We start from the raw sequence: 25,332 nt of genomic DNA, 5'->3' as shown, positions 1-25,332 counted from the left end.
TCTGACGCCATGGTTCGCCCCGACCTCTGCTAGCCTGGTGGCATGTCGCTGCCCGACCTGAACCTGCTCGTGACGCTCGACGTGCTGCTCACGGAAGGCAGCGTCACCGGCGCGGCCCGACGCCTGCGCCTGAGCCCGTCGGCGATGAGTCGGGCGCTCGCGCGCCTGCGGGAGACCCTGGGCGACCCCCTGCTGGTGCGCGCTGGACGCGGCCTGGTGCCGACTCCACGCGCGCTCGAGCTGCGCGAGCGCGTGAGCCACCTGGTGCAGGGCGCCGAGGCCGTCCTGCGCCCGGCCGAGAAGCTCGACCTGAAGCGCCTGGTGCGCACCTTCACGCTGCGCACCAGCGAGGGATTCGTCGAGAGCTTCGGTCCAGCCCTGATCGAGCGCACCGGCGCCGAGGCGCCAGGCGTCCGGCTGCGCTTCGTGGCCAAGCCCGACAAGGACAGCGCGCCGCTGCGCACAGGCGCTGTCGACCTCGAGACGGGCGTCGTCGACGAAGACACCAGCCCCGAGCTGCGCACCCAGGCGCTGTTCCGCGACCGCTTCATCGGCGTCGTGCGCAGCGATCACCCCCTCGGCCGCGCGAAGATCACGCCCGCGCGCTACGCCGCCGGACGCCACGTCGTGTTCTCGCGGAGCGGCCAGGCAAAAGGGCGCATCGACGAGAGCCTGGCCGCGCTCGGTCTGGCGCGCGAGGTGGTGACCATCGTCGGCGGGTTCGCTACCGCGATCGCCCTGGCGCGCGCGACCGACCTGATCGCCACCGTTCCGGAGCACCACACCCGGAGCCTGCGCGACGGCCTGTTCAGCTTCGCGCTGCCCTTCGCCGCGCCGGAGATCACCGTCTCGTTGCTGTGGCACCCGAGGCTGGACGCGGACCCAGCTCACCGCTGGTTGCGCGACAGCGTGCGGGAGGTCGTGGCAGGCGGGGAAGAGACGGTGGCGCGGAACGGGCGTGCTGGGCAGCGCCGCGAGCCACGGAAGAGGCGAAGGGGCTAGTGCCGCCCCTCAGCTTTGACGATGACCTAGGACTTTACCCCTGTGGCCCGGCGGCCAGGCTGGCGGTGTCGATGACGAAGCGATACTTGACGTCGCTTTTGAGCATCCGCTCGTACGCCTGTTCGATCCGCTGGATCGGAATCACCTCGATGTCGGCGACGATCCCCTTCTCCGCGCAGAAATCGAGCATCTCCTGCGTCTCGGCGATGCCGCCGATCGTCGACCCGGCGATCGTCCTGCGCTTGAGCACGAGGTTGAAGACGGCGGGCGACGGGTGGGGGTCCTTCGGCACGCCCACGAGCACCAGGGCGCCGTCCCGCCTGAGCAGCCTCGTGAAGGCGTCAAGGTCATGGCTCACCGCGACCGTGTTCAAGATCATGTCGAAGCTCTCGGCGTGAGCGTCCATCTCGTTCGCGTTGCGCGACACCACGACCTCGTCCGCGCCGAGGGCCTTGGCGTCTTGCCGCTTCGACTCTGACGTCGTGAACGCGACGGTGTGCGCGCCCATCGCGTGGGCGAGCTTGACGCCCATGTGGCCGAGCCCGCCGATGCCCACCACGCCGATCTTCTTGCCGGGCCCGGCGTTCCAGTGCCGAAGCGGCGAATAGGTCGTGATGCCGGCGCAGAGCAGCGGGGCCACGGCCGCCAGCTGTTCCTCGCGATGACTGATCTTCACAACGTGCTTGTCGTTGACGACGATCCGCTGGGAATAGCCGCCCAGCGTGTGCCCGGGGGCGTCCGGGGTCGGAGAGTTGTAGGTGAGCGTCATGCCCCTCTCGCAGTACTGCTCGAGGTGCTCGGTGCAGGACGCGCAGCGGCCGCAGCTGTCGACGATGCAGCCGACGCCGACCAGCTCGCCCTTCTTGAAGCGAGATACCTGGGCCCCCACAGCGGACACCCGCCCCACGATCTCGTGCCCAGGAACGCACGGATAGAGCGTGCCCGCCCATTCACCTCGGACGGTGTGCAAGTCCGAGTGGCAGACGCCGCAGTAGGCGATGTCGATCTGCACATCGTGGTCGCCTGGGGCGCGACGAAAGATGTCGAGCGCTTCCAGCGGCTTGTCGGCGGCATGGGCACCAAAGGCTTTCACGGTCATCTTTTACTCCTGGAAGAGCTTGAGCTCCTGGAAGAGGGAGGCCAGGCCCGCCGCGCTCGTCGGCTGCCGGGCCACGTGCAGCACTATCATGCGCTCGGCGTCGGCGGTGAACCAGAGCGCCGAACGGGCATAAATCATAACAAATACGCAAGCTTAGCAGGCAGTGCACCGAGCGACCCCCTCCTCGCCCGCGCAGCACACGGTCTGGAGCGGTCCCTTTCTTGCGAGGGCCCCTCCAGCGCGAACGAAGCAGTACTCCCGTGCCCCTGAAGGAGACGGCCATGCCCACGGACATCACCACGGTGCGCTCTGCCTGCCTCGAGGCGGACGGGGAGATCAGCGTGGTCAAGAAGCAGGGTGCGCAGGGCGGCGAGCGGTGAGTCGGGTCATCGACCCATGTCCTCGAAGCGTTCGGCCCGTTGTTTCTAGCCGCGTCGCCGTCGCCGCTGGCGCTCGCTCTCCTGTCTGCGCGGTCCCATCTCCCGATCGCGAAGCGCGGCGCCGAATTCACGTACCAGGTCGACGAGCGGTCGGAGCAGGACAGACTGCGCGTCGGGCCGCCACATCGCGATGTTGCGCATCTCCAGACCGAGATCGCTGACCGGCTTCCAGATCGCGGTGCCGACCGCGAGGAAGGGCGCCGCGGGTTCCGCGCCGAAGGTCAATCCGAAGCCGCTCGCCACGAGCGTCAACAGGGCTTCTCCGTCGAGGATCTCCGAAGCCACGTTCAGGGTCACGCCGCGCGCGCGAACGGCGGCGATGATGTCGTCATACAAACGAGGGTTGCTCTTCCGCGGATCCATGAGCATGGGCTCGTTCGCCAGGTCCTTGACTTTGATCATGGATTCGGTCGCCAGAGGGTGCTGCTCCGGCACGATGATCCCCAGGCGATGCCGGGCAAGCACGACGCTCTGGAGCGAGGAGTCATCCGGGACGTAGTTCCCATAGCCGAGCGAGATCTGCCCGGCGCGCAAGGCGTCCCACTGCTGCGCGCTGCTCATGGGCACGAGCTCCACGTTCACTCGTGGCGCCTGCTCCCGAAACCGCGTGAGGATCGTCGACAACGGGCCTACATACGCAGAGCCGCTCTCGAAGCCGATCGTGACCGTCCCGATCTGGCCTTCGGCCGTCTCCCGCGCCTCTTTCGCCGCAGCGTTCACGTCGGAGAGGATCGTCTTCGCTCTGTCCAGGAGAAGCCGCCCGGCGGGCGTGAGCTTCACGCCGCGTCCCGATGGCTCGAAGAGCTCCGCGCCGATCTCCTCCTCGAGCTGCTGCATCTGACGACTCAACGGCGACTGTGATACGTGCAGCTTCTCTGCCGCGCGCCTGAAGTTCTCCTCCTCGGCGATGGCGATGAAGTAGCGCAGGTGACGGAGTTCCATCGGTTTGGTCCTCGATCCCAGGGCTGGCCTCGGCCCCCCATCGATGCTCAGCAGGTCTCAAATCGAGCCCAATATCGTCCTGGACGACTCGGTTGTCAAACGGTAGCAATCACGCAGGGTCATGAAGGTCGCAAGGAATCGCCTGGTCACCCAGTCAGCGACCAAGCGTCGCACGCATGGCCGTTCATTCAGAAGGAAAGGGATTATAGATATGAATTCAATCAGCGACGGCCAGGTCGCAGAGGTCCTCGAGCGTCTTCATCGGGAAGCGGAGGCGGCCGACGCGCCGCTGGCCGCCAGCGCAGCGAGCGAGGCGGCCACCAGGGAAGAGATGATCACCCAGCTCCTCAAGGACGAAGCCAACGATCTGAAAGGCACGTATCGCGGGTTCGCGGAGAATTTCCTCAATGTCTCCCCGGATCTTGGGCGTTTCCTCTACATGTGTGCCCGCGCATGCAAGGCCAAGTGCATCGTGGAGTTCGGCTCCTCGATGGGGATCTCCACGATCTATCTGGCGACGGCGCTGCGCGATATGGGCGGCGGCCGCTTGATCGGGACCGACCTTGTGCCCAGCAAGGTCGAGCGGGCGCGGGCGAACGTCGCCGCCGCCGGGCTGTCCGGTCTCGTCGAGCTCCGGGTCGGTGATGCTCGAGAGACCCTCGAGTCGGGTGTCGGCGGCGATATCGATATGGTGTTGCTCGACGGCGCCTTCATCCTTTATCTGGACGTTCTCAAGCTGCTCGAGCCGCATCTGAAGCCTGGCGCGATCATCATCGGCGAGAACGCGTTCGAGCAGGCCTCGGGCTATATCGACTACGTGCGCAACCCGCAGAACGGCTACCTCTCCCAGCCGCTCCCGTTCGACGCGGGACGCGGCAACGAGCTCACGATCAAGACGAGCTGAGCACCCTGGCTCGAGGCACGCTGACCCCGGTTGAGCATCTTCGCTTCCACTGGCGCCGTGGGGTGACACGACATTCGTGTGGCGTGGTGCCGCTCATGAACGTCTCCGCAGATGCGATGCGCGGGCACGGCCCGGTTCTCTCGACGTGAGCTCCGCGTACAGCTCATGGAGCTTCGCGCGGAGCAGTTCCTTCGGTGGGAGGAGCGTCTGGTACTCCGCTACGAGCGTGGGCGACGTCGTGCGAGCAAGCGCGTACTCGGCCACCTCGTCGTCCTTCGTCGCGCAGAGCAACACGCCGATGGAAGGGCGCTCGTGCGGCTTCTTCACGTCGCGGTCGAGCGCCTCGACGTAGAACGAGAGCTGACCCAGGTCGGCAGGCTTGAACTTCTCGGTCTTCAGCTCTAAAGCCACGAGGCACTGCAGGCCACGGTGAAAGAAGAGGAGGTCTATCGTGAAGTCTTGGTTGCCCACTTGCACCGGGCGCTCTGAGCCGACGAAGCAGAAGTCGCGCCCCAGCTCAGCGAGGAAGCGGCCAAGATGCCGGAGCAGGGCGCCGTGGAGATCGGCCTCCGAGTGTCCGTCGGGAAGCGCGAGGAACTCGAGATTGTAAGCGTTCTTCAACTCGTCGAGCGCGCCTCGGTGAGTTTGTCTCAGCACTGGTGAGACTTTCTTCGCGGCGTCCGCGTCACGCAGCACGGCGCCGGAGCGAATCTGGCGTTCCAGCTCTCGGGATGACCAGCGCTCCTTGATGGCCGCGAGGATGTAGAACTCGCGAGCAGCCGCAGGCTTGGCCTGCCCGAGGATGATGAGGTGGTGCGTCCACGGCAATTGTCTCAGCAGCGCTGAGACTTTTCGGTTCGCCAGATACGCCTCGTGGAACTGGCGCATCCGAAACAGGTTCGGCCGCGTGAAGCCACGGAGGCCAGGGAAGCGCCGAGCGAGGGACGCCGCGAGCTCTTCGACCACGCCGTCGCCCCACTCGGCGCTCGCGATCTTCCGGCTGATGTACTCGCCAAGCTGCCAGTAGAGCGAAACCTGCTCGGCGTTCACCGAGCCTTGCGATTTCGCAAGCGAATCTGGCGGGGCGATCTCGTGTCCCGTTTCGGCGGGGACGACGCCCGGGAGCAGTGGGTGCATGAGCAGGCCGCGCGGATCGACCTCCGCGTGTTCCAGCCTGACCTGCCAGCATGCTCTCCGCGGCTCGTGCGGGAGGCGCTCTACGCGTTCTGCTCGAAGTCGAACCGCGTCGCGCGAGGGGACGCGTGTTCCGGCCGCGCCGTTCCTGCGCGGGCTGCGTCCCCGCGCTCTGCCCCTTCGCGGGATCGACGGAGAGCGCCGATGCGCTGGCCAGTTAAACGTCAGCGGCGCCGTCTCGCCTGAAGTCCCTCCGCTGTTCAACGCTCTCGGCTTCTCTCATCCGGAGGACAGAAGAGAGAGCGCGAGCGTCGTGCAGAGCGCCCTCGTCGCGCGCGCCTTCACGCTCGCGGCGCTCTCTGCTCGAACGCTACCCACGCGCGCGTCGTGCGCGCCGAGCGCCGATGATCGCGGAAGCGTGGGCCAGAAACGAACCGGCCCCGGAGATCGCTCTCCGAGGCCGGTTCTAAAAGAGCGAGATCGCGTTTCAGCGATCCCGTAGGAGTGGCTCCAGCTGCTGGACTCGAACCAGCGACCCGGCGGTTAACAGCCGCCTGCTCTACCAACTGAGCTAAGCTGGAATGCGTTGGAGACGGGCGCGAGGATAGTCAGCGAGGCCTCCCCGTCAAGCGAATCCGCACCGCCGCTGAAGTTTACGTGACGCCCCGGTGTGCTCGCCCGCTCCGCGCGAGATTGCCCGCCCGGCGTGCTTCTGCGACAACGCCGCCGTGCAGCGCGCCGCCGTGCCCTTCCCGCCGCAGCCGCCGGACGCCCCGGCCCCCGCAGCCACCGCCCGCTCCGCCGGCCGCGGCGGCCTCGCCATCGCCGGCGCCAAGGTCTCCTTCATCCTCTTCGGCTTCGTCCAGCAGCTCATCCTCCCGCGGCTGCTCGGCACGGACGGCTACGGCGCGGTCTCCGTCGTCCTCGCGGGCGTGGGCGTCGTCAACAACGTCATCGTCGCGACCGGCATCCAGGGCGTCTCGCGCGCCGTCTCCAGCGTCGCGGAGCAGGACGTCGCCGCCGCCTTCCGCCGCACGCTCGCCCTCCACGCCCTCCTCGCCGTCGTCGTCTCCGCCGGCTTCGCGCTCCTCGCCGGCGCCATCGCCGACTTCTCCGAGGCCCCGCACGTCGCCGGCCCGCTGCGGCTCGCCGCCGCCGTCGTGCTCCTCTACGGCCTCTACGCCCCGCTCGTCGGCGCGCTCAACGGCCAGCGGCGCTTCGTCACGCAGGCCGCCTTCGACGTCGGCTATGGCGCGCTCCGCACCGCGAGCATCGCCGCCTTCGCCCTGCTCTTCCTCCGCGCCGGCCAGAGCGGCGTCCTCGGCGCGATCGCCGGCTTCGTCGCCGCGGCCGCCGTCATCGTCCCCCTCGCGCTCACCAGGACCGGCCTCGGCCGCCCCGGCAGCGCCGGCCCCTCGATCCGCCAGCACGCCGCCTTCCTCCTGCCGCTCGCCGTCTCGCAGACGTTCCTGAACCTCCTGCTCCAGACCGACTTCTTCCTCCTCCGCCGCTTCCTCGGGCAGGCCACGAGCGGCCTCGCGCTCGGCGCCAGGGCCGCCGACGACCTCATCGGCGTCTACCGCGGCGCGCAGCTCTTCGCGTTCCTGCCGTACCAGCTGCTCCTCTCGGTCACGTTCATCCTCTTCCCGATGCTCGCCCGCGCGCACGCCGAGCACGATCGCGCGGCGGTCCGCCGCTACGCCATGACGGGCGTCCGCCTCTCGTTCCTGCTCACCGGGCTCCTCTGCGCCCCGATCTCGGGCCTCGCCCCGCACGTCCTGCGCTTCGCCTTCCCGGTCGAGATCTGGAGCCGCGGCGGCGACACGCTCCGCGTGCTCTCCCTCGGCATGGGCGCGTTCGCCGTCCTCGGCGTCGCCTCGGCCGCGCTCACCAGCCTGCACCGGGAGCGCGTGGCCGCCGCCCTCACCGCCGCCACCGTCCTCCTCGTCGCCACTGGCTGCTCGATCGCCGTCCCGCGCGCCGCGTTCGGCCCCGACATGCTTGTGCGCTCCGCCGTCGCCACCTCGCTGGCGCTGGCCACCGCCGCGGTCGCCGGCGGCGTCCTGCTCCACCGCGCCGCCGGCGGCTTCGTCCCCGCCCGGACGGCGCTCCGCGTCGGCGCCGCGCTGCTCGCCGGGATCGCCGTGGGCGCACAGCTCCCGTGGCTCGGCAAGATCGCCGTGCTCGGCGAGGCGATCCTGGTCGCCCTCGTGTACCTCGCCGTCCTCGTCGCCACGCGCGAGGTCGGCCGCGAGGACCTCGCCGCCCTCAAGCAGGCGTTCGGGCGCGGCGCGCGGCGCGCCTAGCTCCGCCCGTCCGTCCTGACGCGCGCCCTGCGCGCCCGCCTACAGCCGCCTCGACGCCCTCTTGACCGTCAGCCGGCGATCTCGCATACGGCCTCTCCCCCCAGCCCGGCCAGCGCCGCGCCCGCTCGAAGGCCGAGCGGGGCCCCACGGCGCGCCGGGCACGCACAGGCAGGCGAAGACGTGGCCCCTCAATTCATCTTCACGATGCAGGATGTCCGGAAGGTGCACCCCCCGAACAAGGAGGTGCTGAAGGGCCTGTGGCTCTCCTTCTACCCGGGCGCGAAGATCGGCGTCCTCGGCTCGAACGGCGCCGGCAAGAGCACCCTGCTGCGCATCATGGCGGGCGTCGACAAGGAGTACCTCGGCGAAGCGAAGCCCGCCGACGGCATCCGCATCGGCTACCTCGCCCAGGAGCCGCAGCTCGAGGCCGGCAAGACCGTGCAAGAGCACGTCGAGATGGCGGTCCACGACGTCCGCTCCCTCGTCCAGCGCTTCGAGGAGATCGGCGCGAAGCTCGGCGAGTCGCCCCCCGACATGGAGGCGCTCCTCGAGGAGTACGCCGCGCTCCAGGACAAGATCGAGGCCGCGAACGGCTGGGAGATCGACCGCGTCGTCGAGCGCGCCATGGACGCCCTCCGGCTGCCGCCGCCCGACGCCGACGTCACCAAGCTCTCCGGCGGCGAGCGCCGCCGCGTCGCCCTCTGCCGGCTCCTCCTCGAGAAGCCGGACATCCTGCTGCTCGACGAGCCGACCAACCACCTCGACGCCGAGAGCGTCGCCTGGCTCGAGCGCTTCCTCCACGACTACCCCGGCACCGTCGTCGCGGTCACCCACGACCGGTACTTCCTCGACAACGTCGCCGGCTGGATCCTCGAGCTCGACCGCGGCGCCGGCATCCCGTACGAGGGCAACTACACCGGCTGGCTCGAGCAGAAGAAGAAGCGCCTCGAGCTGGAGCAGAAGCAGGAGAGCGCGCGCAAGCGCACCCTGGAGCGCGAGCTCGAGTGGGTCCGCCTGGCCCCGCGCGCCCGCCAGGCCAAGAGCAAGGCCCGCCTCGCCGCCTACGAGACGCTGCTCGCCGAGGACAGGTCGAAGAAGGTCGAGGAGAACGAGATCCACATCCCCGCCGGCCAGCGGCTCGGGAACGTGGTCGTCGAGGCCGAGCACCTCCGCAAGGGCTTCGGCGACCGCGTCCTCATCGACGACCTCAGCTTCTCGCTCCCGCGCGGCGGCATCGTCGGCATCATCGGGCCGAACGGCGCCGGCAAGACCACGCTCTTCCGCATGATCATGGGCCTCGAGCAGCCCGACGGCGGCGCGCTCCGGCTCGGCGAGACCGTGGAGCTCGCGTACGTCGACCAGTCGCGCGACGCGCTCAACCCGACCAACAACGTCTGGCAGGAGATCTCCGGCGGCGAGGACCGCCTCCTCGTCGGCAAGCGCGAGGTCAACTCGCGCGCGTACGTCGCCAGCTTCAACTTCGCCGGCAGCGACCAGCAGAAGAAGGTCCGCGATCTCTCGGGCGGCGAGCGCAACCGCCTCCACCTCGCCAAGCTGCTCCGCCGCGGCGGCAACGTCCTCCTGCTCGACGAGCCCACCAACGACCTCGACGTCGACACGCTCCGCTCGCTCGAGGACGCGCTGCTCAACTTCGCCGGCTGCGCCGTGGTCATCAGCCACGACCGCTGGTTCCTCGACCGCATCGCGACCCACATCCTCGCCTTCGAGGGCGACAGCAAGGTCGTCTGGTTCGAGGGCAACTACGCCGACTACGAGGCCGACCTGAAGCGCCGCCTCGGCGCCGACGCGGCCGAACCCCGCAAGCTCCGCTACCGCAAGCTCACCGCGGGCTGACCCGGCCCGGCGCGCCTCGCACGGCGCCCCCGCGGCATTCCACCCTGGAGCACGTTTCCGGTCGGGTGCGACGCGCACGCACCGGTATTTTCCCGTCACAAGATCACCCCGCCCACGTAAGCGTCCGACCGCGCATCAGCTAAGCTGCGCCCCGATGCACGGCACGAGGAGAAAGGGCTCCCCGCCGAGCGCCCGCAGGGACTGGGGGCGCCTCGCCGTGCGCGTTTTGTGCGCCGTGTTCGCGGTGATCGGCGCGATCCCGCTCGCGCTCGGCTTCCTCGTGCGCACCGAGACGGTGCGGGCCTGGGCGGCGCGCGAGACGGCGGCGCTGCTCCAGCGCGAGCTCGGCATCACGGCCCGCTACGACGTGCGCGTCCAGGCCTGGCCCCTCATGGTCGGCCTGAACCGGCTCGTCGTCGACTCCTCGGACGGCGGCGCGCCGTTCCTCGAGCTCGAGCGCGTGGCCATCCGCCCGCGCCTGTTCTCGCTGCTCGCGGGGCACATCGACGCCGGGGACGTCGAGATCATCGGCCCCCGCGTCCGCGCGGTGCTGAAGGACGGGGAGCTCCGCAACCTCACCCTCCCGAGCACCGGCAAGGGCGGCGGGGGTGGCCTCGACCGCGCGCCGCTCTCCTCGGTGGCCATCACCGACGCGCGGCTCGACCTGACGATCGACAACGTCCGCGTCCAGGCCACCGAGGTCGACGTCGACGTCTCCGCCGAGCCGTCGGACGCGTTCGAGATCGCGATGCGCTCCGGCCTCGTCTCGGTCGTCCGCACGCACCCCGCGCCCGGCCACGAGGCCGAGGAGGACAGCGTCGACGAGGACGTCGTCTGCCGCTTCGACACGCGCGTCCGCGTCGAGCCGGGCCGCGCGCTCGTCCGCCGGCTGATCCTCGAGGGCGCCGCCGACTTCGACCCGGATCCCGGCACCGCGCCGCCCTGCGCGCTCCAGGACGGCGACTGGCGCCGGGTGGAGCTCGAGCTCGGCGCCCTCCGCGCCGTCGGCCTCGGCGACGGCATGCCCCACCGGATCGAGGGCCGCGTGCGGGCGCGCCTCCCCGTGCCGATCGTGCACCGCTTCCTGGCCCTGCCGCCCGCGTCCGGCTCGGTCTCGCTCGACGTCGACGCGGAGTACGACGCGGCGTCCGCGCCGCTCGGCCTGGCGCTCCCCCGCCTCAAGGGCACGCTCCTGCTCGACCGGCCGGGCCTCGACGGCAGGGTCTTCGCCACGCGCCTCGCGGGCAAGGTCTCGACGACCCCTGACGCCGTGCAGCTCTCCGACACCGACGTCGCCTGGGCCGACGGCACGCTGAAGATCTCGAGCGTGGAGATCAAGCCGTTCGAGAAGGGCGTGCCGCTCCAGGCCGGGCCGATCGACCTCGCCAACGTCGAGCTGCCCGGCCTGCTCCGCGACCTCGCGGTCCACCCGCAGGCGCACGTCGCGTGGACGCTGCGCGAGGGGAGGTTCGATCGCTTCGGCGGCACGCTGTCCCCGCTCTCCCTCGAGGGCCCCCTCGCCGTGCAGACGCACGGCTTCGACATCTTCGATCACCCGACGAAGGACCCTGCCCGCAAGCGCCTGATGGGCGTCAAGGAGGCCACGGTCCGCGGCTCGTTCCAGGTGCGGCCGAACGCCGTCGTGCTCTCGGGCTTCTCGGTCGACACGCCGAGCTCGCACCTCAGGACCACCGTCTCGCTCGGCTTCAACGACCAGCTCGGGGTCGAGGTCCACCCGGGCTCGCGCGTGGACCTCGCCGAGATCTCCCCGCTCGCCGCGCTCGAGCTCGCCGGCGTCGCCACGATGAAGGCCGCGATGCACGGCTCCTACGAGCACCCGAAGCTCACCGGCGAGATCGGCGTCGAGAAGTTCGTGTTCGGGGGCTTCCCCATCGGCGACCTCGAGCCCTCGCCGGTCGCGTTCGAGCCGCTCGCCCTGACGCTCGAGAACGCGCGGGTCCGGCACGGGGCGAGCCGCGTCCGGGTCCCGTCGATCAAGATCGATTTCGACCCGGGCGGCAACCTGCCCAAGGGCCGCCCGCTCGACAGCTCGGCGGGGATCGTCGTCGTGGACGCGACCGTCGACACGCGCGAGGCGCCGCACCTCGCCGCGCGCGACCTGCTCGAGGTGCTCCGCCTCGACAAGGATCCGCGGTTCGCCGACTACAAGGCGACCGCGAGCGGGACGGCCCGCGCCCACTTCGCGCTCGGCGGCCCCGAGGACCGCTGCGGCGGCGGCTACCTCGCCGTGAACGCGGGCATGCGGCTCACCGGCGTCGAGCTGCTCGACGAGCGCTTCGACGAGGGCGAGGTCGACCTCGACATGATCTGGGACGACCAGGCCGCCGGCGCCGACGGCATGCGGCTCGACGTCCGCTCGGCGTCGCTGCGCAAGGGCACGGGCTCCGTGCTGGCGAGCGCCTCCGTCGCGCACGGCGGCGCGCTGAAGGGGAGCGTCATCGCGAGCGGCCTCCCGCTCTCGCGGATCGACGGGCTCGGGGCGGCGGCCTCGCAGTTCGACGGCTCGGTGTCGGTCGTCGCCAGCCTGGGCGGCACCGTGAGCAGGCTCGCCGGCTTCGCGGACGTGCACGTCTCGCGCGTCGGCATCCGCCGCACGCACGCGAGCCTGCCGCCCTCGCGGGTCGAGCTCACGATCCTGCCGAACGACAAGCCGCCGAAGATCATCGGCAGGACGCCGATCTGCGGCAACCCCCAGGGCGCGCCGTTCGATCCGGCGGAGTACGAGCGCGACCTCCCCGACGGCTCCCTCGTCGCGAACGGCTCGCTGTTCGGCGGGCAGGTCGCGCTGAAGGGGCTCCGCGTCACGCGCCAGCGGCGCAAGATCGTGGACGGGGACGTGCGCATGGACGCGCTCGACCTGGGCACGCTCGCGAACCTGATCCCGGGCGCCGCGCTCGCGGGGGCGCCGAAGGGCACGATGACCGGGTCGCTCGACATCGAGCGGCTCCCCCTCACGGATTTCCGGCAGGCGGCGCTCACGCTCACGGTCGACGCGCTCAAGCTCGATCGGGAGGGCCAGGGGGTCCACCTCACGAGCCCCAGCGGCCCGATCCGCCTCGCGGGCAACACGCTGAAGGTGCCGGAGCTCCACCTCGAGGCGCACACCGCCTCGCGCCTGTCCGCCGCGTTCACGGCGTCCGGCGACGTCAAGCGGGTGTTCACGGCGCCGGACCTCGACGTGGCGATCCGGGTAAGCCCGACGAGCCTCTCGCGGCTCAGCGCCGACATCCCGCAGATCCGGCACGCGCGGGGCACGGTGCAGGCCGAGGTCCAGGTGGCCGGGCCGCTCCAGGGGCTGCGCTACACGGGCTCGGCGACGCTCAAGGAGGGAGAGCTCGACGTGGTCGGCCTGCCGGTGTCGCTCGACGACATCGACGTGGAGTTCGCGATCGGCGGCGACCAGGTGCGCCTCACGAAGGCGAGCGCGCGGGTCGGCACGGGCACGGTGACCGCGGTGGGGCACATGCCGGTGCGCGGCCTGACCCTCGGCACGGCGCAGGCATCCATCGTGGCGACCGGCGTGAAGCTGCCGGTCGCCGACGGGGTGAACCTCACCGCGAACGCCAACCTGACGGCGAGCTTCCGGCCCGGCGTCGAGGACGAGGCGTCGGGGGAGAAGAACCTGCCGCGGGTCGAGGGCAAGATCACGCTCACGTCGTTCAGCTACACGCGCCCCATCCTGATGAGCATGGACCTCGGCGATCTCACGGGGCGCCAGCGGACGACGGTGCAGACCTACGACCCCGCCGCCGACGTGGTCCGGTTCGACGTCACCGTCGCCTCGCCGAACCCGCTCCGCTTCTCGAACGATCTGGCCGACATGCGGCTCGAGGTCTCGCAGCCCGGGCTCGCGCTCTCGGGCACGAACCAGCGCTTCGGCGCGCGCGGCACGCTGCGCATCCTGCCCGACTCGAAGCTCATGCTGCGCAGCACCGAGTTCGAGGTCCGGGACGGCTACGTCCGCTTCGACGATCCGTTCCGCATCGCGCCCAAGGTCGACGTGCGCGCCGAGAGCGAGTACCGCCGCTACACGTCGACGAGCACCGCCGCCGCGGCGGACGCGACGTCGGGCGCGGAGCCCACGGCGCCGACGGCCGCGGCCGCGGGCAGCAGCGCGAACTCCAGCGGGCTCTGGCGCATCAAGCTGCACGCCCAGGGCGACGCCGACAACCTCCAGCTCAACCTGACGAGCGATCCGCCGCTCAGCCAGGAGGACATCGTCCTGCTGCTGACGCTCGGCATGACGCGCGCCGAGCTCAACCAGGGCGTCGTGTCGTCGCTCGGCGAGACCATGGGCCTCGAGGCGCTCTCGTCGCTGACGGGCGCCGACAAGGCGGTGAAGACGATGGTCCCCCTCATCGACGAGTTCCGCTTCGGCACCGGCTACTCGTCCAAGAACGGCGCCCCGGAGCCGACGGTGACGATCGGCAAGCGCATCACGGACGCGGTGCGCGCCAACGTGACGACGGGGCTCTCGCAGGGCAGCCAGGTGCGCGCGGGCGTCGAGGTGAAGCTCAGTGACCGGATGAGCCTCCAGGGGTCGTACGACAACTCGAGCGACGCCTCGAGCTCGCCGGTCGGCAACGTGGGCGCCGACCTGAGGTGGCGGCTCGAGTTCGAGTGACGGTCGAGCCGCGGATGGCGCTCGAAGGACGCTCGCGCGGCGCTCGATCCGCGGCCGTCAGGTGGCCGCGGCGAGCGCCGCGTCGAGGGCGCCGTACCGGTCGTCGCGGCCGGAGACCCACTGCTTGTGGCCCATGAGCTCGAAGATGCGCCGGTGCTTCGGGTTCTTCCAGGTCATGCTGAGCAGCGCGCGCTGGAACGCCTCGGCCTTCGCCTCGGGCAGCGCCGGCAGCGCGTCGAACATCGCGAAATCGTAGGCCGGCGTGGTCCAGAGGACGTCGACCCGGCGGAGGTCGATGTGGCCGTTCGCCTGCTCGGCGAGCCACACCGCGTCCCCGACCGCCGCCGCCTGCGCCTTGCCCTCGTGCAGCGCCGCGAGCGCCTGGACCTCGCTCGTCGCGGTGTCCCCGTGCTTGCCGACGTCCACCTCGAACGGCATGAGCTGGATCTTCTCCACGGCCACGCCCGCCTGCCGGAGGAAGTGGAGCGGCAGGATGCGCGCGTGCGCCGAGTCGACGCTCCCGACAGCGAGCGCCTTGCCCTCCAGATCGCTGAGCGCCCCGACGGCGGCGTCGCGGCGGACGAGGAGCTTGCTGTGGAAGTCGCGATCGATCTCGCGCATCGCGAGCGAGCGGGACCGGCCCTCGGTCTGCCGCTTCACCCGCACGTGCGCGACGGCGCTGTTCCAGGCGACGTCGATGTGCCCGCGGATCAGCGACTCGACCTGGCGCTCGTAGGTAGAGAACAGCGCGAAATCAATCAGGATTCCATGTTCGCGGAAGTGCTCGCGCAGGCTCTCCCACAGCGTCACCACCTTGGCGTCATGCGCCACGGCGCCGACGAGCATCGCCAGGTCCTTCATCCGGTGCCTCGCACGGGCGGCGACGCTAGCACGAGCTCTGCCCGCCGAGAGCCCCACGTCTCGCACATCGGCGCCCCGCGGGCGGCCTCTTGCCCATCCAGCGCCCAACCGGGCTACGCTGCGTCCGTCGTGCACGCCGGCGCCGGTTCATTTCCGTTTCGTCCCCCGGCGCTCCGCGCCTGATGGCTCGCTTCCGTTCCACCCTCATTCCCCTTCTGCTCGGCTTTTTGCCGCTCGGCGCGATCGCCATCCCGGCGCACGCCGACCCGAACCCGGCACGTCCGGGTCAGGCCAGCCTCAACCCCGGTCAGGCCAACCTCAACCTCGGTCAGGCCAGCCCCAACCCCGGTCAGGCCAGCCCCAACCCCGGTCAGGCCAACCTCAACCCCGGTCAGGCCAGCCTCGCCGGTCAGGCCAGCCTCGACCCTGTCGACCCTTCGGCACGGGCCGTGCCTTCGGGCGAGGCCGGCACCCAGGCCACCGACGTGCCGTCGCTCGGCCAGCCGCTGGCCCTGGGAGAGCTCGTCGGCAAGCCGATCGTCCGCATCGATGTCACCGCGCAGGGCGACCGATGGCAGATCGTGTCGCCGGTCACCAGCGTCGACCTCGGCGAGCCGCTCAGCCCCGACGCCGCGCGCCGCGCCATGCGCGAGCTGCTCGCCTCCGGCAACTTCGCCCGCGCGTCGGCCGAGGCGTACCTCGTGCCGGACGGCGCCGCGCTCCGGATCTTCGTCGTCCCCCGCCGGAGCATCGCCACCGTCCAGATCACCGGCGGCGCGCTCGACCGGCAGGACACCCTCGAGGCCGCCGGCATCGCCGAGGGCGGCGAGATCACCGCGACCACGCTGGCCGAGATCAGCCCCCGCATCCGCGCGTTCTACGCGCTTCACGGCTACCCCGCGGCCGCCGTCACGGTCCGCGCCGTCGACACCGACGAGCCCTCCCAGGTCGTCCTCGCCCTCGACATCGAGGCCGGCGCCCCGCGCGTCGTCTCGGAGCGCGTCTTCGTCGTGGCGCCGCGCGCGGACCGGGAGCTCGGCTCGCTCAAGCAGAGCTACGGCCTCGGCGTCGGCGCCCGCGTCGACGAGCCTGCCCTCGCCGAGGCCGACCGCGAGATGGCCGAGCTGCTCCGCCGGAGCGGCTTTCACGACGCCGAGGTCTCCCACCGCGTGCTCGCGGTCGGCCCGCACAACTACCTCTACGTCTACCTCGAGCCCGGCGCGCGCATCGTCCCCGCCTTCGACGGCAACCGCGCCTTCGACGACGACGCCCTCGAGGCCGCGCTCGATCTCGGCGAGACGACCGAGACGAAGACGAACGATCTCACCGATCGGCTCCGCGCGTTCTACGTCGAGCGCGGCTTCCTCGACGCCGAGGTCACCCCCTCGCTGGGCGGCAAGCCTGACGATGCGGTCCGTTACCTGACCTTCACCGTCCGCGAGCACGACCAGGTGCGCGTCACGAAGCGCGTCTTCCCCTGCCTCACGGGCGACCTCAGCCCGGACGACCTCGGCCGCGAGATCGAGAGCTTCCTCGAGGAGGACCTGCCCGGCGCCGACGCCTTCTCGATGCCCGACCCGCGAGGCATCTCGGACCTCTTCGGCCCGACCCGCGGCGCCGGCGGCCGGGCCAGGCCGGTCGAGCTCATCCCCTCGATGACGTACGCGCAGGAGACCTACGAGCGCGCCCTCAAGCACCTTCGCGATCTCTACTTCAGCAAGGGCTACCTGAACGCCGTCGTCGGCCCGGTCTCCGTGCTCCGCACCACCTGCTCGCGCCGCTCCCCGCCGGGCGCCTGCATCCCCGAGCCGGTCGCCGAGCGCGTCACGGCCCAGTGCCTCACCGACGCGCAAGGGCTGCCCCTCCCCGAGCCGCCCGTCCCCGCCGCCCTCACGTGCCGCCCCGACGCCGCCCGGCACATCGCGTGCTCCCCCGAGGTGACGCTCCGCATTCCGGTCCATCCCGGCCCGCAGACCCAGCTCTACGATCTCGCCTTCGAGGGGAACAAGGGCTTCTGCGGCCAGGCCGGCCTGAGCGAGCGCGACCGCGCCCTCTGCGCCGAGGAGCGGCCGTTCAGCGAGCGCTGGCTCAGCGACCTCGTCGATCTGAAGGTCGGACAGCCCCTCTCGACGCTCGCGCTCGACGCCGCGCGGCTGCGCATCATGGATGCTTACCGCGACCTGGGCTACGCGTTCGCCGAGGTCCGCACGGCCATCGAGCCCTCGCCCGACCGCACGCGCGCCCGCGCGCGGTTCATCGTCTCGGAGCGAGATCGGGTGTTCGTCACCGGCATCGTCGTCAAGGGCGCCGTCCGGACCGACGAGCAGCTGATCCTCCGCCGCGTGCTGCTCCGCGAGGGCGCGCCGTTCCGCCAGTCGCAGGCCCGCCTGAGCGAGGAGCGCATCGCCGCGCTCGGCCCGTTCTCCAGCGTGTCGATATCGCTCGAGGATCCCGACGTCCCTCAGAAGAACAAGCGGGTCGTCATCCACGTGGTCGAGCAGCTGCCGCAGTACCTCAACCCGCAGATCGGGTTCTCGACCGGCGAGGGCGCGCGCCTCGCCTTCGAGTACGGACACCGCAACATCGGCGGCCTCGCCATCGGCCTCACGATGGGCGTCCAGCTCAGCTACCTGTTCGAGTTCATGATCGTCGACAAGGCGGCGAGCCGCCACTACGAGGAGCTCCAGATCGACGACCAGCTGGAGCGCCGCATCGCGGTCTCGGTCACGCTCCCGGACATCGGCCTCGGGCCGCTCGTCAGCATGTCGCTCGCGGGCATCAACGTGCGCGACAACCAGCTGGATTTCGGCGTCACGAAGACGGCGATCATCCCCGCGATCACCTACCGCCCGCGGCGCGCCGTCACGACGCAGCTCGCCCTGTCGACCGAGCTGAACAAAGTCGGCTTCTTCCCCGGCGCCGTCGGCGCCGACAAGCGGGATATCCTCGACCAGCTGCGCATGCCCGAGGGCGAGACGATCGCCCTGGCGCAGCGGATCGACGCGTCCTGGGACACGCGGGACACCCCCTTCGCCGCGACCCGGGGCTTCCTCCTCTCCGGCGGCGTCGAGCACGTCGACGCCTTCGACGCCTTCGCCTCGGTCCGGGCCCAATCGAGCTTCCCTGAGAGCCACTTCCTGCGATTCACGGGCCGTGTGTCGGGCTATATCCCCCTCGCGCCGCGGTCGCGGCTCACCCTCGCCCTGAGCCTGTCCGGAGGGTATATTCAGCCGCTCGTGGCCGAGAGCGGGACGTACCCGGATCGCCTGTTCTTCCTCGGCGGCGTCGACTCGCTCCGTTCCCATCTGGCCGAGTCGCTGTATCCTGAGGACGGGCTCGAGGAGGCGAGAAAGGCGCTGGGCGGGGACGCCGAGGTATCGACCGACGATATCCCGCGCGGCGGGACGGTGATGGTGAACCCCCGCGCCGAGCTGCGCATTCCGCTGACGGATCTGCTCCAGCTCGGGCTCTTCCTCGACGCGGGCAACCTCTGGATCAGGGCGAGGAACGTCAACCTCGATCCGCGGCTCTTGCGTTACGGGCTCGGCGCCGGCCTGCGGGTGAACACGCCCATCGGCCCCCTCGCCTTCGACTACGGCTTCAACCTGGATCCGCGCGACGAGCTGGATGAGATCGACGGTGCACTCCACTTCTCCGTGGGGCTCTTTTGACAGGCGGCCTCGCGCGCGACGCGCGCGAGGCGGCTCCCAACGCATGATGATAACGAGGCTCCCCTGATGAACCGTTCACTCCGCATGTGTGCTTTGCTCGCCCTGACATCGACCCTCACGATCGCCGGCTGCGGCGACGACGAGAGCGCCGCGCCGAGCAGCGCGGCGAGCACGTCCGGCGCCGGCGGGTCCGGCGGGCAAGGTGGGGCCGGCGGATCGGCGGGCAGCGGCGGAGAGGGCGGGCAAGGCGGCTCGACGAGCAGCGCCTCGGCTGGCGGCGATGCCACGGGCGCCGGCGGAGAGGGCGGGCAAGGTGGCTCGACGAGCAGCGCCTCGGCTGGCGGCGATGCCACGGGCGGCGGCGGAGCGGACGGGCAAGGCGGCTCGACGAGCAGCGCCTCGGCTGGCGGCGATGCCACGGGCGGCGGTGGAGCGGGCGGGCAAGGCGGCTCGACGAGCAGCGCCTCGACGAGCAGCGCCTCGACGAGCAGCGCCTCGACGAGCAGCGCCTCGGCGGGCGGCGGCGACGCGGCCGGCGGCGGCTCGGTGAGCAGCGCCTCGGCGAGCGGCGCTTCGACGGGCGGCGGCGGAGAGGGTGGGGCGTCGGCGTGCGGCGATCTGCGGTGTGACACCGGCGAGACGTGCGATTCGTGCGCCGACGACTGCGGCGTGTGCCCGCCGGTCTGCGGTGACGGCGTGTGCGAGCCCGACAGGGAGAACTGCCAGGCGTGCGCCACCGACTGCGGCGTGTGCCCGCCGGCCGAGTGCAGCCACGACCTCTGCGAGGAAGGAGCGCCCCTCCTCATGGCCTGCGACCCGTGCGTGACCGAGCTGTGCGCGGAGGACCCGGCGTGCTGCATGAGCAACTGGGACACCCACTGCGTCGCCGGCCTCACCGCCGCCTGCGGGCGGGCCTGCGGGTGCGCCCACGACCTCTGCGAGGAAGGCGCGCCCCTCGACGCGACCTGCAACAGCTGCGTCGAGACCGTGTGCGGAGAGGACGGAGACAGCTTCTGCTGCACGATCGGGTGGGACGAGGGCTGCATCGCGCTCTCGGAGAGGCTGTGCGACGTCACGTGCCTGTGAGCTCGGCTCGCCGCCCGAAAGGCGAACCACGCAGGGCGCGGTAGCGACGGCGCTCCGCCGTGAACCTGGCCGGCTCGGCGGGTGGAACCCGGCGCGCTCAGCGCGCCGTCGCCGCCTTCATCTCGCGGACGAAGCTCGCGACGGCGCGCGCGGCCGCCTCGGGATCACCGAGGTTCGCCGAGACCCGCTGCACGACCGCGGACCCGCTGACCACGCCGAACGCCCCGGCGGCGAGGGCGTCGCGCACGTGCTCGGGCTTCGAGATGCCGAACCCCAGGATCGCGGGCGGCGCGCCGAACCGGCGCAGCGTCTCGAAGAGCGCCCCGTGGCCCAGGCGCAGCTGCTCGTCCGCCCCCGTCACGCCCTTGCGCGTCACGCAGTACGTGTACGCGCTGCACCGCTCCGCGAGCCGCTGCAGCGTGGCCTCCGAGGCGTTCAGCGGCGCGATCAGCACCGGCGCCACCCCCACGGCGCGCGCCGCCGCCACGTACGGATCCGACTCTCTCACCGGCACGTCGGCGACGAGCACGCTGTCGACCCCGGCCGCGGCCACCGACGCGTAGAAGCCCGCCAGATCGCGGTGCTTCACGAGGTTCGCGTACGTGAGGATGCCGATCGGCACCTCCGGCGCCTCCGCCCGGAACCGCGCCAGGAGCTCGATGCAGTCGCCCGGCCTCACGCCGGCCTCGAGCGCCCGCACGGCCGCGGCCTGGATCGTCGGGCCGTCCGCGATCGGATCCGAGAACGGGATCCCGACCTCGATCGCGTCCGCGCCGCCCTCCACGGCCGCGCGCAGCAGCCGCGCGCTCGTGGCGAGGTCCGGATCCCCCAGCATCAGGAAGGGGATGAACGCCCCCTCGCCGCGCTGCCGCAGCCGCTCGAATGCGCGATCGTAGCGCGTCGTCACCGTCTCCCGACTCATGTCGACCTCCCGGGATCGAGCAGCTTTTGCGCCTGCTCCATGTCCTTGTCTCCGCGGCCCGACAGGTTCACGACGAGCACCGTCTCGCGCCCTGCCTGCGCCGCCTCCGCCACCATCTTCAGCGCGTGCGCGATCGCGTGCGCCGACTCGAACGCCGGGATGATGCCCTCGCTGCGCGCGAGCCGCTGGAACGCGTCGAGCGCCTCGTCGTCGGTCGCCGCGACGTACGTCGCCCGGCCCGACGTCATGAGGTGCGCGTGCTCCGGCCCGACGCCGGGGTAGTCGAGCCCCGCCGAGACCGAGTGTGTCTCGGCGACCTGTCCGTGCTCGTCCTGGAGGATGTAGGTCTCCGACCCGTGCAGCACCCCCGGGCGGCCCTTGAGGAGCGTCGCCCCGTGCATGGCGGTCGACAGGCCGTGGCCGGCGGGCTCGACGCCGACGAGCGCCACGTCCTTGTCCGGGATGAACTCGGAGAAGATCCCCATGGCGTTGCTGCCGCCGCCCACGCACGCGACCACCGCGTCGGGCAGGCGCCCCTCGGCCTCCAGGATCTGGGCGCGCGCCTCGCGGCCGATCACCCACTGGAAATCGCGCACGATGGTGGGGAACGGGTGAGGCCCGGCGACCGTCCCGATCAGGTAGTGCGTGTCCTCGTAGCTCTCGGTCCAGTAGCGCAGCGCCTCGTTGAGGGCGTCCTTCAGCGTCTGCGAGCCCGAGGTCACGGGCACCACCTCGGCCCCCATGAGGCGCATCCGGAAGACGTTGAGCCGCTGCCGCTCGACGTCCTTCGCGCCCATGTAGATGCGCGTGGGCATGCCGAGCAGGGCCCCGATCATGGCGGTCGCGACGCCGTGCTGGCCGGCCCCGGTCTCGGCGATGAGCCGCCGCTTGCCCATGCGCCGCGCGAGCAGCCCCTGGCCGAGCGCCTGGTTCGTCTTGTGCGCGCCGCCGTGGAGCAGGTCCTCGCGCTTGAGGTACAGCTTCACGCGCGGATCGCCGGTCAGGTTGCGGCACAGGGTGAGCGGCGTCGGTCGCCCCGCGTAGGTCGTCAGCAAGGCGTCGAACTCCGCCGCGAACGACGGATCGCCGCGCGCCTCCAGGTACGCGCGCTCGAGCTGCTCGAGCGCGGGCACGAGGATCTCCGGGACATAGGCGCCGCCAAAGGCGCCGAAGCGGCCGCTTTGCTGCATGGTGATTGCCTCGATCGTCGGTGGTGCGTTGTGCGTTGTGGGTCGTGAGAGCTGCCGTCAGGGGGAGGCGCGGTCCGCCGGGGCCGCAGGGTCACGGTCATGGCGCGACGGGCCGCGCGCGCTGTCGAACAGGCGCACGAGCAGGTCGGCGCACTTCTCGCCGGGCGCGCGCTCGACGCCCGACGCGACGTCGAGCCCCCACGTCCCGACCCGGCGCGCCGCGGCGATGTTGTCCGGGTTCAGCCCGCCCGCGAGCAAGCTCCGCGCGCGCGCCGGGTGGCCGTCGATCGCGCTCCAGGCGAACGTCCGCCCCGTGCCTCCGCGCGCCTCCGCCGTGCGCGTGTCGAAGACCAGCCGATCGGCGCTGCGCTCGACCTCCGCGCCCGCGCCCTGCTCCCCGGCCGCGCCCGCGGCGGCCGCCGCGCCGGCGGCCTCCCCGGACGGCGCCATCGGGACCGCCTTCCAGACCTCGCACCCCTCGGGGAGCGCGCGCCGCAGCGCCTCGATGAACGCGGCGTCCTCGTCGCCATGGAGCTGCACGGCGCGCAGCCCGATCGCCCGCGCCGTATCGGCGACGAAATCCACGGATTGATTGAGGAAAACGCCGACGAAGGGCAGCCCCGCGGCCGTGGCGACCACGATCTCGGCCTGCTCGCGCGTCACCCGCCGCGGCGAGCTCTCGGCGAAGACGAGGCCGCCGAAGCGGGCCCCGAGCCGCTCCGCTTCGCGCGCGTCCCCGGGCCGGGTCAGGCCACAGATCTTCACCCTGCCGGTCACCAGCGCGCGCGCGGCGTCCGCGATGTCGGGGCTGCGCATGAGCGACGTGCCGACGAGGAACCCGTCCACCGAGGGCGCGAGCCGCTCCACGTGGGCGCGCGACTCGACGCCCGACTCCGCGATGACGATGCGATCGCGCGGCACGCGCGGGGCGAGCCGCTCCGAGACGGCGAGATCGACCTTGAGCGTCTTGAGATCGCGGTTGTTGATGCCGATCACGGGCGCGGGCAGCGCGAGCGCGCGCTCGAGCTCCGCCTCGTCGTGGACCTCGACGAGGCAGTCCATGCCGAGCGCCTCGGCGGCGCCCAGGCACAGGAGCGCGGTCGCGTCGTCCAGCACCGACAGCATGAGCAGGATCGCGTCCGCGCCGTTCGCCCGCGCCTCGATCACCTGGTAGGGCGTCACGACGAAGTCCTTGCAGAGGATCGGGACGTCCACGACCGCGCGCACGGCCTGGAGGATCTCGAAGCTGCCCTGGAAGAAGGGCTCGTCGGTCAGCACGCTCACCGCGTCGGCGACGCCGTAGTACGCGGCGGCGACGGCGTGCGGGTCGAAATCCGGCCGGATGAGGCCCTCGGACGGAGAGGCCTTCTTGCACTCCAGGACGAACCGCGCGCCCGGCGCGGAGAGCGCGCGCCGGAGGCTCCGCGAGGTGGGCGGCGCGCTCCCCCGAAGGCTGGCGAGCGGGGTCCGCCGCTCGCGCTCCGCCACGTCCGCCCGCTTCCGCTCCACGATGCGCGCGAGCACATTGCCCTGCTCAGCCATGTTTCGCCTCCTTCCGCGCTTCCTGGGCCCCGTCCCGGCTCAGCGCCACGAAGCGCGTGAGCCGCTCCGCCGCGCGCCCGGAGCCCAGCGCCTCGAGCGCCAGGGCCGTCCCCTCCCGCAGCCCCTCGGCGCGCCCGGCGATCCAGAGCAGCGCGCCGGCGTTGATCGCGACGGCGTCGCGGTGCGCGGGCGCGCCGCGCCCGGCGAGCAGGTCGCGGAGCCACGCCGCGTTCGCCGCCGGGCCGGCGCCCCGGAGCGCCTCGATCGGCGCCGGCGCGACCCCCGCGTCGGCCGGGTCGATCAAGAGCTCCTCGACGACCCCATCGCGGAGCCGCGCCGCGCGCGTCGGGGCGTGCAGGGCGACCTCGTCGAGCCCCCCGCCGTGGACGACGAGCGCGGCCTGGCACCCGAGCATGCCGAGCGTGCGCGCGGCGTGGGTGACGAGCTCCGGATCGTAGATGCCCATCACCTGGATCGGCGGCGCGCTCGGGTTCACGAGGGGGCCGAGCAGGTTCATGATCGTGCGCACCTTGAGGGCGCGGCGCACGGGCATCGCGTGGCGGAGCCCGGCGTGGTACTGCGGCGCGAAGAGGAAGCAGAAGCCGACCTCATCGAGGGCGCGGCGAGAGACCTCGGCCGGCGGGTCGAGCCGGGCGCCGAGCGCCTCGAGCGCGTCGGCGGAGCCGCACTGGGAGGAGACCGAGCGGTTGCCGTGCTTGGCGACCGGCAGGCCTGCTTCGGCCGCGACGAAGGCGACGGCCGTCGACACGTTCACGGTGGACTGCCCGTCTCCGCCGGTGCCGCAGCAGTCGGCATAGACATAAGCCGGCCGCGCGAACGGCACCGACGTCCCCCGGAGCGCGCGCGCCGCGCCCGCGATCTCGGCGGGGGTCTCGCCCTTCGCCTTGAGCGCCACGAACAGCGCGGAGAGCTCGATCTCCGTCAGCGCCCCGGCGATCAGGTCGCGGAACAGCGCCTCGGTCTGCTCCGCGGAGAGGTCGACGCCGGCGCAGAGCGCATCGATGACTGCATGCATCATGGTTCTCTCCTCATCTTCACGGCTGTTCTGGCAGACACGGATCCTCGGGACTCGGGCGTCGCGCTGCGGCGCCCTGCATAGCGGACAAAAGCGAAAAGGCCCACCGTTGTTCGGCGGGCCCTCTTTCTTCTTTCCTTCAGGTCGTCCTCCCTGCAGGGAGGCGCGTTACCCGTGGTAAGGGCCCGCCTTGGTAGAGCACCAGCGCCACCAGCGCAGCCCTGCCACGCACGAACCCACCTCGGCGGCCGAGCGCGACGCGCCGCCGAGGACGAAGGCCTCGGAGCAGCGGCGAGCGCAGGACGCGGAGAGCGCGCGGGGCATGCGGGGAACATAGCTTGCGGGCGCGACGAGCGTCAAGCGGGTTCCGCGCGCGCCTCGAGCCGCCGCTGAGCCGCCGCTTCAGCCGCCGTGGCCCGAGCTTCCTCGGATCAGCGAACCTCCGAGGCCTCCGCGCTCTCCACCGCCATCCGCTGGCGACGCCTCCGCAGGACGGTCCTCGTGCCCTCGCGGGCGGCCAGCGCCGGCGTCGCGACGGTGGACAGCGGGCTGAAGGCCGGCGCGGGATACGGGTCCTCGTCGGCGCCTCGGTAGACCGTGAAGACAGAGACACACTGCCGAAGATGTCTGCGCGCTCGGGCCGGCGCCGCATCCCATCCGTCATGTGGCAGACGCGATAACCGATGTGGAATATCGCA

16 protein-coding genes and 1 tRNA gene are annotated in these 25,332 nt (G+C 71.5%); 7 read left to right on the top strand and 10 right to left on the bottom strand.

The genetic code is table 11. From position 1 onward, the window contains the following. Positions 1 to 42 precede the first annotated feature (42 nt). Complete coding sequence (locus tag WMF12_RS05755; protein ID WP_437868049.1) at positions 43 to 1,002, top strand: LysR family transcriptional regulator; 960 nt, start codon at positions 43 to 45, stop codon at positions 1,000 to 1,002. Between the two features lie 34 nt (positions 1,003 to 1,036). On the opposite strand, the gene WMF12_RS05750 is transcribed toward WMF12_RS05755, so the two are convergent. The 3 genes from WMF12_RS05750 to WMF12_RS05740 all read right to left on the bottom strand — a co-directional run bounded on the left by WMF12_RS05750 (position 1,037) and on the right by WMF12_RS05740 (position 3,483). Beyond that, a complete protein-coding gene (locus WMF12_RS05750) occupies positions 1,037 to 2,101 on the bottom strand; it encodes an NAD(P)-dependent alcohol dehydrogenase (RefSeq protein WP_437868039.1) in 1,065 nt (354 codons plus the stop codon). Between the two features lie 3 nt (positions 2,102 to 2,104). Then, positions 2,105 to 2,239: a hypothetical protein gene (locus WMF12_RS05745; protein ID WP_437868031.1), complete on the bottom strand. Its 135-nt coding sequence runs from the start codon at positions 2,237 to 2,239 to the stop codon at positions 2,105 to 2,107. A gap of 287 nt (positions 2,240 to 2,526) precedes the next feature. Next, positions 2,527 to 3,483, bottom strand: coding sequence for a LysR family transcriptional regulator (locus WMF12_RS05740; protein ID WP_437868025.1), 957 nt, complete (start codon positions 3,481 to 3,483; stop codon positions 2,527 to 2,529). Between the two features lie 211 nt (positions 3,484 to 3,694). Between WMF12_RS05740 and WMF12_RS05735 the strand changes: the two genes are divergently transcribed. Beyond that, positions 3,695 to 4,387, top strand: coding sequence for an O-methyltransferase (locus tag WMF12_RS05735; RefSeq protein WP_437868011.1), 693 nt, complete (start codon positions 3,695 to 3,697; stop codon positions 4,385 to 4,387). A gap of 93 nt (positions 4,388 to 4,480) precedes the next feature. On the opposite strand, the gene WMF12_RS05730 is transcribed toward WMF12_RS05735, so the two are convergent. Together WMF12_RS05730 and WMF12_RS05725 are read right to left on the bottom strand one after the other, a co-directional pair. After that, entirely contained in the window at positions 4,481 to 5,524 is a 1,044-nt protein-coding gene (locus WMF12_RS05730; protein WP_437868001.1) for a PDDEXK nuclease domain-containing protein, read from the bottom strand. 502 nt (positions 5,525 to 6,026) lie between these two features. Then, positions 6,027 to 6,102 (bottom strand) — tRNA-Asn (locus tag WMF12_RS05725). A gap of 87 nt (positions 6,103 to 6,189) precedes the next feature. Between WMF12_RS05725 and WMF12_RS05720 the strand changes: the two genes are divergently transcribed. From WMF12_RS05720 to WMF12_RS05710, 3 genes are all read left to right on the top strand, one after another. After that, positions 6,190 to 7,827, top strand: a complete 1,638-nt coding sequence (locus WMF12_RS05720) for a lipopolysaccharide biosynthesis protein (protein WP_437867992.1) — start codon at positions 6,190 to 6,192, stop codon at positions 7,825 to 7,827. Positions 7,828 to 8,007: 180 nt separating this feature from the next. Then, complete coding sequence (gene ettA / locus WMF12_RS05715) at positions 8,008 to 9,681, top strand: energy-dependent translational throttle protein EttA (RefSeq protein WP_437867985.1); 1,674 nt, start codon at positions 8,008 to 8,010, stop codon at positions 9,679 to 9,681. A gap of 154 nt (positions 9,682 to 9,835) precedes the next feature. Beyond that, complete coding sequence (locus WMF12_RS05710) at positions 9,836 to 14,326, top strand: translocation/assembly module TamB domain-containing protein (RefSeq protein ID WP_437867977.1); 4,491 nt, start codon at positions 9,836 to 9,838, stop codon at positions 14,324 to 14,326. 57 nt (positions 14,327 to 14,383) lie between these two features. On the opposite strand, the gene WMF12_RS05705 is transcribed toward WMF12_RS05710, so the two are convergent. Continuing rightward, positions 14,384 to 15,187: a phosphate/phosphite/phosphonate ABC transporter substrate-binding protein gene (locus tag WMF12_RS05705; RefSeq protein WP_437744596.1), complete on the bottom strand. Its 804-nt coding sequence runs from the start codon at positions 15,185 to 15,187 to the stop codon at positions 14,384 to 14,386. A 182-nt stretch (positions 15,188 to 15,369) separates the two neighbouring features. Here WMF12_RS05705 and WMF12_RS05700 point away from each other — a divergent pair, with 182 nt between their 5' ends. Continuing rightward, on the top strand, positions 15,370 to 18,858 hold the full coding sequence (locus WMF12_RS05700; protein WP_437867964.1) for a POTRA domain-containing protein: 3,489 nt from the start codon (positions 15,370 to 15,372) through the stop codon (positions 18,856 to 18,858). Positions 18,859 to 18,924: 66 nt separating this feature from the next. Then, complete coding sequence (locus WMF12_RS05695; RefSeq protein ID WP_437867955.1) at positions 18,925 to 19,944, top strand: hypothetical protein; 1,020 nt, start codon at positions 18,925 to 18,927, stop codon at positions 19,942 to 19,944. 97 nt (positions 19,945 to 20,041) lie between these two features. On the opposite strand, the gene trpA is transcribed toward WMF12_RS05695, so the two are convergent. Genes trpA through trpD form a run of 4 tightly spaced genes read right to left on the bottom strand, consistent with a single transcriptional unit; the run spans position 20,042 to position 24,634 of the window. Continuing rightward, positions 20,042 to 20,866, bottom strand: a complete 825-nt coding sequence (gene trpA, locus WMF12_RS05690; protein ID WP_437867950.1) for a tryptophan synthase subunit alpha — start codon at positions 20,864 to 20,866, stop codon at positions 20,042 to 20,044. Continuing rightward, complete coding sequence (gene trpB, locus WMF12_RS05685) at positions 20,863 to 22,056, bottom strand: tryptophan synthase subunit beta (protein WP_437744592.1); 1,194 nt, start codon at positions 22,054 to 22,056, stop codon at positions 20,863 to 20,865. Before trpB ends, trpA begins: the two co-directional genes overlap by 4 nt. A 57-nt stretch (positions 22,057 to 22,113) precedes the next feature. Continuing rightward, positions 22,114 to 23,598, bottom strand: coding sequence for a bifunctional indole-3-glycerol-phosphate synthase TrpC/phosphoribosylanthranilate isomerase TrpF (gene trpCF, locus WMF12_RS05680; protein WP_437867936.1), 1,485 nt, complete (start codon positions 23,596 to 23,598; stop codon positions 22,114 to 22,116). Continuing rightward, positions 23,591 to 24,634, bottom strand: coding sequence for an anthranilate phosphoribosyltransferase (trpD, locus tag WMF12_RS05675; protein ID WP_044967908.1), 1,044 nt, complete (start codon positions 24,632 to 24,634; stop codon positions 23,591 to 23,593). Before trpD ends, trpCF begins: the two co-directional genes overlap by 8 nt. Positions 24,635 to 25,332: the final 698 nt, after the last annotated feature.

Origin of the sequence: Sorangium sp. So ce363 (assembly GCF_051520435.1) — a bacterium.
GTDB lineage: Bacteria > Myxococcota_A > Polyangia > Polyangiales > Polyangiaceae > Sorangium > Sorangium cellulosum_B.
This window is presented reverse-complemented; position numbering and strand designations above follow the sequence as displayed.